Below are 11,918 nucleotides of genomic sequence, written 5' to 3'. Positions count from 1 at the left end.
GTGATGGGTGCTGGACGAGCATGTCGTCCCAGTCGTCGCCACCGAGGTGGTTGTCACCGTTGGTCGCGCGCACCTGGATCGTCGCGAAGCCGTCCTCGGCGTCCTTGCCCACCTCGAGAGGGACACGTCGAACGTGCCGCCACCGAGGTCGAAGACGAGGATGAGCTCGTCCTCCTTGCCCTTGTCGAGGCCGTAGGCGAGCGCCGCGGCGGTCGGCTCGTTGACGATGCGCAGGACGTTGAGCCCGGCGATCTCACCGGCCTCCTTGGTGGCCTGGCGCTCGGCGTCGTCGAAGTAGGCGGGCACGGTGATGACCGCGTCGGTGACGGTCTCGCCGAGGTAGGCCTCGGCGTCGCGCTTGAGCTTCTGGAGGATGCGGGCGCTGATCTCCTGGGCCGTGTAGGTCTTGCCGTCGATCTCGGGCGACTTCCAGCTCGTGCCCATGTGGCGCTTGACCGAGCGAATCGTCCGGTCGACGTTGGTGACGGCCTGGCGCTTGGCGACCTCACCGACGAGGACCTCGCCGTTCTTGGAGAACGCGACGACGGAGGGCGTCGTGCGCCCGCCCTCGGCGTTCGCGATGATGCTCGGCTCGCCGCCCTCCAGGACGGAGACTGCCGAGTTGGTGGTACCGAGGTCGATTCCGACCGCACGTGCCATGGGTGACTCCTCGTTGCGTGATGGTGCTGTTGAGATGGGGCTTCGGAGCAAATCTGCGCGCCCGGCCAGCGATTGTCAAAGCCGGACTCGCAAATCTTGCGTTCACTCGACTCAACTCTGGGTGCAGCTCGATTGTTCCCCACCACCTCGGGGTCGATGGCGCTCGCGCGCGTCGACGGCCTCGGGATGCCTCGGGATGCCTCGGATGGCAGGACCAACGGCCCTGCCGCGACCCGGTGCGCGCGTCGCACGCTGGAGGTGGAAGGGAGATCACGATGAGCAACCCGATCGTGCCGCCAGGCGCCGAGGTCCCACCGGACCGGGTGGATGACGACCTCCGCGCGCTGGCACTCAAGCACCTCAAGGCGAAGCGGGACCTGCAGGCTCACGCCATCGCCTACGTGATGGTCAACCTCCTGCTCGTCGGCATCTGGTGGGTGAGCGGAGCGGGCTTCTTCTGGCCCATCTTCATCCTGCTCGGCTGGGGCATCGGCTTGGCCTTCAACGTCTGGGACGTCCTCAGCCCGGAGCCGGGGCCGGCCGAGGTCGAGGCCGAGATGAACCGCCTGCGGATGCGGCACTCCTGACCGGCGACGCCGGCCGGCACACCAGCCGGCGCACCGGCACACCGACAGGCCCGCGCGACCGCAGCGACGCCGCCGCTTGGCATGAGACCCCGGCGGCGCCGCTGAGCGGCGTCCCCGCTGCCTGTGCCTCCAGCCGCTGACAGGAGGAAACGGTCAGAACGCCCGCTTCACGGCGATTCGCTCCATCCGGCGCGTGAATACCGTCGCGGATTCCGCTGCGCCGCGCGGCCGCTCGCGAGACCATGTCTGAGGAGTCCTGCGGGTTGGCCCGCGCGTCGTCGGACGGGGGGTCTCATGCGTGCAGCGGTGAAGCGGGTTGTCGCCGCGCCCTTCCGACCCCTCACCGCGCTGCCGATCGTCAAGCGGATCACCTTCCACCTCAGGCGGATCAGCGGCGACGTCGACCTCCACTTCTTCCGCACCCTGCTGCTGGCCGTCATCGCGTTCGTCTTCGTCGCGGCGTTCCTCGTCACGGTCTTCGAGGTCGAGAAGCGCTCGCTCCACGGCCTCGGCGACTCCTTCTACTGGGCGGTGACCACCGTCATCGGCTCGGGCGACCCGAGCTACGTGAACTCGGCGCCGGGCTTCGTCATCGGCTGGCTGCTCGCCTTCTTCGGCGTGGCGATCGTCGCCGCGCTCACGGCGGCCCTCGTCGGCTTCGTCATCGACTACCTGCTCAAGGAGGGCCAGGGCATGGGTGCTGCCGGCTACGAGAACCACATCGTCGTGTGCGGCTGGAACGCCACCGCGCGCGAGCTCATCGAGGAGCTGCGGGGCGACGAGTTCACCTCGAAGATCGTGCTCGTCCACGACGCCGAGTCCAACCCGGCCGGGATGGGCGTCTACTTCGTGCGCGGCGACGTGACGAACGCCCACGACCTCGAGCGCGCGGGCATCGAGCAGGCCAGTGCCGCCATCGTCTTCCCGGCGGACGGCAGCAACGAGGCCGACATGCGCTCGATCCTCGCCGTGCTCGCCATCGAGTCGCTGGCCCCCGCGGTGCGCACGGTCGTCGAGGTCAACAACCCCAAGCACGTCGAGCACTTCGAGCGCGCCCACGCCGACGAGATCCTCGTGACCTCGACCCTCGCCTCGCGGCTGCTCGCACGCTCGGCGCTCTACCCGGGCCTCGCCGAGCTCGTCACCGACATCGTCTCGGGGGGCGACGGCTCGGAGCTCTACCGGGTCGCTCTGCCCGACGACTACGTCGACCTCACGACCGACGAGCTCTCGGCCCGGCTCCGCCAGGAGCACGAGGCCACGCTGCTCGCCGTCGTGCGCGACGGCATGACCGTCACCAACCCCAAGACCGACTTCCGCCTGAGGCCCGGTGACGACGCCGTCGTCGTCGCTGAGAGCCTCGGCAGCCTCAGCCCCCTCGACCCCGAGAACGCCCTCGAGCGTGACGAGCCCGAGGCGCTCGAGGAGCCACACGGCATACCTGCTGTGCCGGCCGCGCCCAACCGGTGGCGGCGCGCCCCCTCCGCCTCGTGAGCGGGCGCTAGCTGCCGGTCACGCGCCGCAGGTCGTATGCCGCCCGCAGAGGCCCGAGGTCGGCGCCGGGAACGAGCCGCTCCGCGAGCTCGAAGGTGTCGTGGACGAGGGCCCCCATCATCGCTGCGGCCTCGGCCGGCGTCGCAGCGAGGAGGGACCGGATGCGCTCCTCGAGATCGTCGGGGCGCTGGGCCAGCAGGGTGGCCTCCCACGTGAGCCACTTGTGGAAAGGGTGGGGCGCGTAGACCCGGTTGGCGCCGAAGAGGGCGTCGAGCACGCCCTGCACACCGTCGACGAGGTCACGGTGGAGGAGCACGACGTCGTCACGGGCGGCGAGCATCTCGAGTCGCTCCTGCGGGCGCAGGTCGAGGCCCTGCTCGACCATGGCCCGCGCGAGCGGCTCGGGGTAGGGCCGGCACCGCGAGCGCCAGGCGTCGAGGACCGGCTCGCCGTGCAGGGTGACTCCGTCGAGCAGGGCAGTGATGCGCACCTGGAGCTCGGCCTCCGTGTCGCCGCGGGCGGCCCGGTCGAGGTAGTCGTCGATCGTCGTCGTCACGAAACCGCTGACATCGATCTTGACGCCGTCGACCATGAGCCCGTCGGCCCACTCGTGCTCGTCCTCCTCGGCGTAGACCCGTTGCCAGCCGGCTCCCTCGACGGCGGCGCGTCTCTGCCGGATGCTCGGTGGCCGCGACCAGTAGACGTCGAGCTCGACGTCCGAGGCGTCGTCGGCGAGGCCGCGAGCGACCGAGCCGGCGACGAGGACGGCGGCGACGGCGGCGTCGGCCCGGTAGGCGCGCGCTGCGCGACGGGCGATCTCGAGGCGGCGGGCCACGGGCGCGGTCGGTGTCACCCCGGCATCATCGCGTGACGGTGTGCCGCTCGTCAGCCGCGCTCTCGCCGATGCCGACACCGACGTCCTGACCTCCGGGGATGCGCACCGCACCGACCGTCGTCAGCACCGGGTGCAGGTCGTCGCCGTCGCGCACCTCCCCGCCCCGCCACACGATGGCGACGTCGGGGCCCTGGATCGTCGCCTCTGCGAGGCAGTTGTCGAACCACGGGCCGTCGGTGACGAGCCACGGGTAGGCCGGGTCGGGCACCCGCTTCGAACGGCCGGCGACGAAGCGCATCGGGCGCACGAGACTGCGCGCGAAGGCCGACATCATCACCCTGACCGCACGCGGCATGGGGTTGCGGATCGGCGAGCAGACGGCCTGGACGATGCGGGAGCGCGCGCCGTGCCGCTCGGCGGCGTCCGTGACCTCGGCGAGGTAGGAGTTGTGGACGTCGCCCGAGAGGAAGACGATCGTCGACGGGGCCCGGCCGCGGTTGCCCCGGGCCACGTCCATGACGATGTCGAAGACCTCGGCGAAGCCCTCGTTGAACGCCGCCCAGTGCTCGAGGTCGATGCTCTGCCGGGCCCGCTCGGCGACGGTCGCGACGAGGCGCCCGTGCGCGCCCTCCGCCAGCACCTCGTCGATGGCCTCGAAGTCGTGCAGGCCGGGGGGCAGCAGGAACGGCAGCGACGTGCCGATGAAGAGGTGCTCGACGTCTCCGGTCAGCTGCTCGTCGAGCCAGGCCATCTCGTCGGGATCGAGCATCGAGCGGTGGTGGGGGTCGAGCACGCGGGCCGCCCGCGAGTCGACGACGACGAGCCGGCAGTCACCGAGGTCGCGCCGGTAGCTCCAGCGGTAGACCTCCGGGTGGCGGTCGACCCGGCGGGCGAGGTCGAAGAGCGGCTCGGTGAGATCGACCTCCCCGGCCTTCGGCCCGTCGGCGCCCGCAACGCCGCCAGCGCCGCCAGCACCCGCAACGCCGCCAGCGCCCCCAGCGCCCGAGGTGCCGAGCAGCCGCGAATACACCTCGTCCTCGGCCAGCTCCCCCGGAGGGAGGTTGCCGAGGTGCTGGTAGACCCAGTACGACGAGAGCCCGCCCATGAGCCGCTCGTGCCACCACGGGGTGCGGTTGATCTCCTCCTGCCACGTCCACGACGTGTTCCAGTCGTCACGGATGTCGTGGTCGTCGAAGATCATGCAGCTCGGCAAGGAGGAGAGCAGCCACCGGATCGCGTCGTCGCTCCAGGCGAGGCCGTAGAGGTGGGCGTACTCCTCGTAGTCCTTGATCTCCTCCCCCGGCGGCTGAGTGATGTCACGCCGGGCGGCGATGAAGGCCCGCATCTCCTCGGACGTCTCGTCGGCATAGACCTGGTCGCCGACGAAGGCGAGCAGGTCGGGCCACTGCGCCGCACCGTCGGCGAGAGCGAGGGCGAGGGTCCGCAGCGCGTCGACGCCGTTGCTGGCATTGCCTGCCCGGTCGTGCGACACGCTCGTGCGACACGAGCCGAAGAGCAGCCGCGTCGGCCTCGACCGGTCGATGGTGCGGATGCGCGGTGGCGGGAAGGCGTGGCCCGCAGGCGGCCACACGGGCTCGTCGCCGATCCGGACGGCATACGGCAGCTCGTCGCCGGGGGCGAGCCCGTCGACGACGACGAGGGCGTAGTGGTGCCCCTTGACGCTGAACGTCGGCGCGCGCCACTCGCGGCCGTCGGCCTCAACCGTGACGACGTCGGCGCCGGACGTCTCGACCCAGACGGTGGCGTCGGTCTCGCCGATGTAGCGCAGCATGGGGCCCAGGACGAGGGGGCCCGGCGACCCGGCCATCAGAGGTGACGTCCGAAGAAGTCGAGTGTGCGCTGCCAGGCGTCGCCGGCCGCCTCCGCGTCGTAGCGCGAGGGCGAGGTGTCGTTGAAGAAGGCGTGCCCGACCTCGTGGTAGACGCGCGCCGTGAAGTCGACACCGGCATCGGCCATGCGCTGCTCGAGCTCCGGCACGCCGTCGGTGATGCCGTGGTCCTCCTCGCCGTAGAACGCGAGGACGGGGCAGCTGATCGTGGCGGGGTCACCGGTCTCGGGGAAGCCGCCGTAGAAGGCGACGGCGGCGCGGAGCCGGGGCTCGGCGAGTGCGAGTGCGTAGCTGTAGGAGCCGCCGAAGCAGAAACCGACGACCCCCACCGAGCCGTCGACCCCGGGCTGTTCGAGGAGCAGGTCGACGACGGACCGCAGCGCCGGCACCGCCCAGGCGGCGAACTCCGGCGACCGGGCACCACCCAGCGCCTCCCGCATGCGCGGCTGGGCCGCCGTGCGCGTCGCCTCGTCGGCTGCCATCAGCTGCTGCAGCTCGGCGCCGACCTCCGGCGTGAGGCCGATGTGCCCGAGCAGGTCGGGGGCGACCGCGAGGTAGCCCTCTGCCGCGAAGCGGTCCGCGACGTCCTTGATGTGGTCGGCCAGACCCCAGATCTCCTGGATGACGACGACGGCCCCGCGCACCTCGCCGGGCGGGTCGGCGCGGTAGGCGGTCAGGTCATGCTGGGGCAGCTCGATCATCGTTCCCATCCCCCTGTCTTACCAGCGAAGACTGAGGAGCGGTCCGTAGCTGCCGGTCTCGTCGCGACGGTTCGGCGAACGGCAGCGCTCTTCGCCGATAGTCCTGCGCGACCCGTCAGTGCACCGGACACTGGGACGGTGAAGGTGATGGTCACCGGAGGCACCGGTTTCGTCGGGTCGCACGTCGTCGTCGGCCTGCTGGCGGCCGGCCACGAGGTGCGACTGCTCGCGCGCCGACCCGAGCGCGTGCAGTCGGCGCTCGCGCCACACGGCCTCGCGGACGCGGTCCCGCCCGATGACGTCGTGGTGGGCGACGTGCGCGACGAGGCGCTCATCAGCCAGGCCCTCGACGGCTGCGACGCCGTCGTGCACGCCGCGGCCGTCTTCTCGGTGGACCCCCGACGGGCTGCCGAGGTGACGGCCACCAACCTGGCCGCCACCGAGGCTGTGCTCGGCCGTGCCGTCGCGGCCGGGTGCGACCCCGTGGTGCACATATCGTCCACGGTCGCGCTGACGCGGCGCGGTCCCAGCGGTCCGGACCTGCCCCTCGGCGACCTGGAGATGCCCTACGCGGCGTCGAAGACCGAGTCCGAGCGGGTCGCCCGCCGCCTGCAGGAGACCGGCTCGCCCGTCGTGTCGGTCTATCCCGGGGGCGTCTACGGCCCGTACGACCCCCATCTCGGCGACCAGGCCGCCCGTCTCGTGGCTGTCGTGCGAGGTCGCCTGCCGGTGTGGCCCGCCGGGGGCTACCACTGCGTCGACGTGCGCGACGTGGCCGCCACCGTGGTCGGCGTCATCGAGGCGGGGCGCGGGCCGCGCCGCTTCGTCGTGCCGGGTCACCACGTCGGCGGCAGGGAGCTGTTCGGCGCGGTCGAGCGGGCGATCGCCCGCAGGCGCCCTCACCTCACCCTGCCCAAGGCCATCGCCGCACAGGCGACGGCACCGATCGATGCCGTGAACGCTCGCCTCCCGGCGTCGTGGCACTATCCGGCCGACCGTGAGGGCGTCGAGATCACGATCCGCGACACGCGGCTCGACGACAGCCCGGCCCGCACGGAGCTCCACCTGCAGCCGCGCGCGTGGGACGACACGATCCGCGACACGATCACCTGGCTCGTCGACGCCGGTCACCTCGACGAGCGCTATCGCCCGGCTGCGTCGGCGACAATCCCCGGGTGACGGCCGAACCCTCCGACGCGTGGCTCAGGGCGTATGCCGCCAGGCTGAGCCGCGGGGTCCGCGACGGGTCGCCGGTCCGACGGGTCCACACCCCGTCCGGTGCGCTCGTCGTCCACGTCGGGGACGTCGTCGTGAAGGTCCACCACCTGCGGACGGATGCCGCCGCCCTGTCACGTCGGCTCGCGGCCTCGGGGCAGCTGGCTGCCCGTGGTCTCGTCGTGCCCCCGTTGTCGAGCAGGCCTGTGACGGACCCGGCGAGCGGCCGTCTCGTCACGGCCTGGCCCCGCGTCGACGTGCTGGGTCCGGACGACGGCGATCTGCCGTGGGCGGCGGCCGGCGAACTCCTCGCCCGCCTGCACCGCACGCCGGTGGACGCGGTGACCGCACGGCTCGGCGCGCACGGCGGGGGCGACAGGGTCGACCGAGCGCTGGCGCGGGTCGCCGACCTAGGCATCGGTGACGACGTCCGGCACCTGCTGTCGACGGTGGGCGCACCGCTGGCAGCACAGCTGGCAGCACAGCTGGTGGCGCAGCGCAGGGATGGCGCGCAGCCCGGAGACTCACGCCGCGGGTCGCTGGTCCACGGCGACTGGCACCTCGGCCAGCTGGCGCACGACGGCGACGGCTGGCGGTTGCTCGACATCGACGACGTCGGGCTCGGGGACCCCGCATGGGACCTCGGCCGGCCGGCCGGCTTCTGGGCCGCGGGGCTGCTCGACGACGAGGACTGGGGCACCTTCATCGACGCGTACCGCGCCGCCGGCGGCCCGGGCATCCCCCACGACAGCGACCCGTGGCCACGCCTCGACCTGCCTGCCCGGTGTGCCGTCTTCGTCGCCGCGGTGCGCGAGCTCGCCATCCAGCCGGCATCCAGTGAGATCTCAGCATCAGCCCTGTTGCAGGCTTGCGCCCGGATGTGAGGATGGCCCCATGAGCCAGCAACCGCCGCCCTTCCCGCACCAGGACGCCACCGGGGCAGCCGCGTACCAGCCGCAGGGATTCATCTGCCCGAAGTGCCGGGGCGCGATGCGCACCTATGACCGCAACGGCGTCCACGTCGAGCAGTGCGACCAGTGCCGGGGCATCTTCCTCGACTTCGGCGAGTTCGAGCACCTGTCGCAGCTGGAGGCCCGCTTCGTGGCGCACCCGCCGCCGCAGCAGTACGGCGGTCCGTCGTGGGGCCACCACGGCGGCAAGAAGTACCGCAAGAAGGGCATGGCCGGCCTCTTCTTCTCGAGCTGACCCGGGCCCCAGGCGGCTCCCGCTAGGTGACCACCGTCGTGACGACCGCCGTCACCGACGGCCGCGTCGGCGTGGACGAGAATCCGAACCGGCACGGCGGGTCCACCGGGGCGAGCGCTCCGAGCGGCTCCCCGTCGAACGAGCCGACGAGGCTGGTGACGGCGTGGAGGTCGGTCGCCCCGTAGTACTCCCGCCGGCCCTCGAGGGCGGTTCCTCGAGTTCGCACGCCGCGCAGGGCAACCCGTGCGAACGGATCAACGGCGGTTGCCCATGCCCGGCTCGTGGCGATGCGGGACGGCACGAGCCGCAGGAGCCGGCCGAGCGGCATACGCCCCCCGACGCTCAGGTCGAGCAGGAGCGACGGCGACTCGACATGCCACCCGTGCTCCGCGGAGGTCACGGTGACCGGCTCGAGACGCACCTCGTCGAAGGCGTAGGTCGCCTCGATGAAGGCCGCCACCTCGGGGCTCGGCGCGACGAGAACCCGGTGGCCCGACGCCGTCTCGACCATGGCGTCACCGAAGGACCCCAGCGGGGTCCGGTGCCACGACCCGACGACGACACGGGTGCCCGACGCCGAGCCGATGCCGGCGATCTGTCCGTGGAAACGCTGCACCGGCACCCGCCGAGCGTAGGTCAGCGCCGCCCGGGTCGCTCACTCGACCCGGCTCACCGTCTTCTCGATGCCCGCGATGATCGCCGAGTAGTCGTCGGTCGGCGACCCGCCGAGCACCGACCCCCAGGCCGGCACGAGCTCGGCGCCGTAGCGGTGGCCGTAGCCGTCGGGCGGGTCGTGGCCGACCGCCATGTCGGTCGTCAGCTGCCAGAAGGTGACGAACGGGATCCACGTGACGTCCGGGTTGACGTCGCGTCCGCGAGGCTCGCGCAGCCACTCCGGCTCGGCGCCGAGCAGTGCGGGGTTCCACCAGACGACGGGGTCGGAGGGGTGCTGGGCGTAGACGAAGCGGGGGAAGTCCCACGTGCCGTAGTCGCGGCCGTAGTAGTCGTGGGTCAGCCCGTCGCTGCCGGCGACGAAGCGGATGTGGCGTCCCGCGTCGACGACGGGGACGATCTCGGGCGAGCCCTCGTTGCGGCGAGCCGTCAGCTCCATCGCGATCCCGGTGAAGCTCGGCGTGCCGACCCACACCCCGCCCTGCGCCTTGCGCAGCATGTCGGCGGCGTCGGTGAAGGCGGCGTGGCCGCCGTACGAGCCGAGGGACTCCCCGCCGACGACGAGCTGGGGACGCCGGTCCTCGGGGAGGCTGCTCCACACGGCATGCACCCGGTCGAAGAGCGCCTTGCCGGCCTCGCGCGGGGTGTCGCGGTCGGTCATCATCGACAGGGCGCTCGGCAGGTAGGAGTACTGCATCGCCGCGATCGCACTGTCGCCGTTGCTGAGGTACTCGATCGACTGCGCCGACCAGTCGTCGACCCAGCCCGTACCCGTCGTCGTGATGACGGCGAGCACCCGGCGCTCGAAGGCGCCCGTGCGCCGGAGCTCGGCCACGACCGAGTCGACCACCTCGTCGATCGACTCGTCCGGCGAGCGGCCGGCATAGACCCGGATGGGCTCGATCGCGTCGCGTCCCGTGGCGGCCGTGATCTGCGCCGGCGTCGGGGCGCTCGTGACGAACATCTGGCCCTGGTAGCCGAGACTCGCATAGCTCTCGAGCGACCCCGGCCCACCCGAGCGCAGCGGCGACGCCGGAGCGGCCCGCCCCACCGGTGGGCTCGAGTTCACTTGCGCCGCAACGCCGGCGAAGGCCTGGATGCCGCGGTGGAAGACGACGCTGTCGCTCACCCACGCCGTCGTGAGCACGACGACGACGATGGCCACCCCCGACGCGATCGTCTTGGGCAGCACGTGGCCGGCGGCCTCGGCGAGCCGGTGCGTCATGCCGCGCAACCCGCGCGCGAGGGCGATGAGAGCGGCGGTGATGGCTGCGGCCAGCAGGAGGGCGAGCACCCAGTCGAGCGGGCTCAGCGGGGCGAGCCCCACGACGGCGGCGGTGCGGGCCTGCGACCGGACGTTCGAGACGGTCACGGCGACGACGGCCACCGCGGCGAAGACGGGCGCGGCGACGAGGATCCAGTGCCGCGCCTCGCCACTGACCATGATGCGCAGGTCGATGACGCGAGCGATCGTCCGCACCAGCCACGCGAGCACGACCCCGAGCGCATAGCCGGCCGCGGCGCACAGCCCGGTGATCATGCCCTGGTAGTACCAGGTGCGCGGCAGCAGGCTCGGCGACATCGAGATGAGGACGTAGGCCGCGCCGAAGAAGACCCCTGTGCCCGAGACGTGCCACCACCGGCGACCGGTGCGCAGGTGGGCGGTGGTGGTGGGCATACCTCCACGGTAGGTCCCCGGCGGCGGCCGAGACCTCAGGTTTCTCCCGGAGCGGGCCCTGAGACCGCTACACGAGCGGCCGGGGACCGCCCAAGGACTGCCGGGGGCCGCCCCGCCCGCAGGCGTCATGATGGGCAGATGGCTGACGACCCGGCGCGACTGCACTCCTTCACCCGCGACGGCCTCACCTTCGAGGTCGACGACGAGGGGCCGGTCGGGGGCGAGACGGTCGTGCTGCTGCACGGCTTCCCCACCGATCGCACCTGCTGGCACCGCATCGCACCGCTGCTCCACGACGCCGGTCTGCGCACCCTCGCACCCGACCAGCGCGGCTACAGCGCGCGGGCGCGGCCACCCGGCCGGGCGGCATACCGCCTCGAGGAGCTGCTCGCCGACGTGCTCGCCCTGCTCGACGCCGCCGGGGTCTCGCGCGCGCACGTCGTCGGGCACGACTGGGGCGGCGCCGTCGCGTGGCTGCTGGCGGCCAACCACCCCGACCGCGTCGCGACGGTCACGGCACTCTCGACACCCCACCCCGCCGCCCTCTCGCGTGCACTGAGGTCGGACCGAGGGCAGCAGCTCAAGTCGTGGTACATGGCGGCCTTCCAGGTGCCGTGGGTGCCCGAGCGGGTCGTCGCCGCCCTCTTCCACTCCATCGTCGTGCGCACCGGCATGCCCCTCGAGGACGCCGAGCGGTATGCCGCCCACCTCGCCCACGCGGACGCGCTCGCCGGGCCGATCGGCTGGTACCGCGCCACCGCCTCCTCGCACGTGCCCGCCCACCGGGTGTCGGTGCCGGCCACCTTCGTCTGGGGCTCCGCGGACTCCGCCCTCGGCAGGACTGCGGCCGAGCTGACCCGCGAGCACGTGACCGGCCCCTACACGTTCGTCGAGCTCGACGACAACCACTGGCTGCCCGAGCGGCGGCCGCGCGAGTGCGCGGAGGCGGTCATCGCGCGGGTGCGTGACGCAGATGACGCCGATGCGGGGAAGAACGCGGCCCGCGGGTAGGTTGCAGGAC

At 72.3% G+C, this 11,918-nt stretch carries 11 protein-coding genes and 1 pseudogene; 6 read left to right on the top strand and 6 right to left on the bottom strand.

Going from position 1 to position 11,918, the window contains the following annotated elements; translation table 11 throughout:
- Positions 1-660, bottom strand: a pseudogene (locus FBY41_RS21710) (Hsp70 family protein); the annotation flags it as partial.
- A gap of 275 nt (positions 661-935) precedes the next feature.
- Between FBY41_RS21710 and FBY41_RS21705 the strand changes: the two are divergent.
- Positions 936-1,247 (top strand): 2TM domain-containing protein, encoded by a 312-nt coding sequence (locus tag FBY41_RS21705; RefSeq protein WP_141843318.1) that lies wholly within the window; start codon positions 936-938, stop codon positions 1,245-1,247.
- Between the two features lie 294 nt (positions 1,248-1,541).
- The gene (locus tag FBY41_RS21700; RefSeq protein ID WP_141843316.1) at positions 1,542-2,741 is read left to right on the top strand and encodes a potassium channel family protein; all 1,200 of its coding nucleotides are present in this window, start codon (positions 1,542-1,544) and stop codon (positions 2,739-2,741) included.
- 7 nt (positions 2,742-2,748) lie between these two features.
- Here the strand turns inward: FBY41_RS21700 and FBY41_RS21695 are convergent, their stop codons facing one another.
- From FBY41_RS21695 to FBY41_RS21685, 3 genes are read right to left on the bottom strand one after another with little or no spacing between them, the layout of a single operon-like run.
- Positions 2,749-3,594, bottom strand: coding sequence for a DUF4037 domain-containing protein (locus FBY41_RS21695; RefSeq protein ID WP_141843313.1), 846 nt, complete (start codon positions 3,592-3,594; stop codon positions 2,749-2,751).
- A gap of 7 nt (positions 3,595-3,601) precedes the next feature.
- The gene (locus FBY41_RS21690; protein ID WP_141843311.1) at positions 3,602-5,404 is read right to left on the bottom strand and encodes a DUF7800 domain-containing protein; all 1,803 of its coding nucleotides are present in this window, start codon (positions 5,402-5,404) and stop codon (positions 3,602-3,604) included.
- A complete protein-coding gene (locus tag FBY41_RS21685) occupies positions 5,404-6,135 on the bottom strand; it encodes a dienelactone hydrolase family protein (protein WP_141843309.1) in 732 nt (243 codons plus the stop codon). Before FBY41_RS21685 ends, FBY41_RS21690 begins: the two co-directional genes overlap by 1 nt.
- Before the next feature lie 138 nt (positions 6,136-6,273).
- On the opposite strand from FBY41_RS21685, the gene FBY41_RS21680 reads away from it, so the two are divergent.
- The 3 genes from FBY41_RS21680 to FBY41_RS21670 are packed head-to-tail and all read left to right on the top strand — an operon-like array spanning position 6,274 to position 8,547.
- A complete protein-coding gene (locus tag FBY41_RS21680; protein ID WP_260439797.1) occupies positions 6,274-7,305 on the top strand; it encodes an NAD-dependent epimerase/dehydratase family protein in 1,032 nt (343 codons plus the stop codon).
- Positions 7,302-8,225, top strand: coding sequence for a phosphotransferase family protein (locus tag FBY41_RS21675; RefSeq protein ID WP_141847076.1), 924 nt, complete (start codon positions 7,302-7,304; stop codon positions 8,223-8,225). The genes FBY41_RS21680 and FBY41_RS21675 overlap by 4 nt, the downstream gene beginning before the upstream one ends.
- A gap of 10 nt (positions 8,226-8,235) precedes the next feature.
- Positions 8,236-8,547, top strand: coding sequence for a TFIIB-type zinc ribbon-containing protein (locus FBY41_RS21670; RefSeq protein ID WP_141843302.1), 312 nt, complete (start codon positions 8,236-8,238; stop codon positions 8,545-8,547).
- A 22-nt stretch (positions 8,548-8,569) separates the two neighbouring features.
- Here FBY41_RS21670 and FBY41_RS21665 read toward each other — a convergent pair whose 3' ends face one another.
- Both FBY41_RS21665 and FBY41_RS21660 read right to left on the bottom strand, forming a co-directional pair.
- Entirely contained in the window at positions 8,570-9,169 is a 600-nt protein-coding gene (locus FBY41_RS21665; protein ID WP_141843300.1) for a hypothetical protein, read from the bottom strand.
- 33 nt (positions 9,170-9,202) lie between these two features.
- Positions 9,203-10,897 (bottom strand): alpha/beta hydrolase, encoded by a 1,695-nt coding sequence (locus FBY41_RS21660; RefSeq protein WP_141847074.1) that lies wholly within the window; start codon positions 10,895-10,897, stop codon positions 9,203-9,205.
- Between the two features lie 138 nt (positions 10,898-11,035).
- Here FBY41_RS21660 and FBY41_RS21655 point away from each other — a divergent pair, with 138 nt between their 5' ends.
- Complete coding sequence (locus FBY41_RS21655; RefSeq protein ID WP_141847072.1) at positions 11,036-11,908, top strand: alpha/beta fold hydrolase; 873 nt, start codon at positions 11,036-11,038, stop codon at positions 11,906-11,908.
- The last annotated feature ends 10 nt before the right edge of the window (positions 11,909-11,918 follow it).

Source organism: Humibacillus xanthopallidus, from assembly GCF_006716675.1.
Lineage (GTDB): Bacteria > Actinomycetota > Actinomycetes > Actinomycetales > Dermatophilaceae > Humibacillus > Humibacillus xanthopallidus_B.
Note: the sequence above shows the minus strand (reverse complement) of the source record. Positions and strands in the feature narration are given on the sequence as shown.

Coding starts and splice junctions, on each gene's coding strand:
- FBY41_RS21680 (WP_260439797.1), top strand. CDS start 6,274: ATGGTCACCGGAGGCACCGGTTTCGTCGGGTCGCACGTCGTCGTCGGC.
- FBY41_RS21685 (WP_141843309.1), bottom strand. CDS start 6,135: ATGGGAACGATGATCGAGCTGCCCCAGCATGACCTGACCGCCTACCGC.
- FBY41_RS21705 (WP_141843318.1), top strand. CDS start 936: ATGAGCAACCCGATCGTGCCGCCAGGCGCCGAGGTCCCACCGGACCGG.
- FBY41_RS21670 (WP_141843302.1), top strand. CDS start 8,236: ATGAGCCAGCAACCGCCGCCCTTCCCGCACCAGGACGCCACCGGGGCA.
- FBY41_RS21690 (WP_141843311.1), bottom strand. CDS start 5,404: ATGGCCGGGTCGCCGGGCCCCCTCGTCCTGGGCCCCATGCTGCGCTAC.
- FBY41_RS21660 (WP_141847074.1), bottom strand. CDS start 10,897: ATGCCCACCACCACCGCCCACCTGCGCACCGGTCGCCGGTGGTGGCAC.
- FBY41_RS21700 (WP_141843316.1), top strand. CDS start 1,542: ATGCGTGCAGCGGTGAAGCGGGTTGTCGCCGCGCCCTTCCGACCCCTC.
- FBY41_RS21655 (WP_141847072.1), top strand. CDS start 11,036: ATGGCTGACGACCCGGCGCGACTGCACTCCTTCACCCGCGACGGCCTC.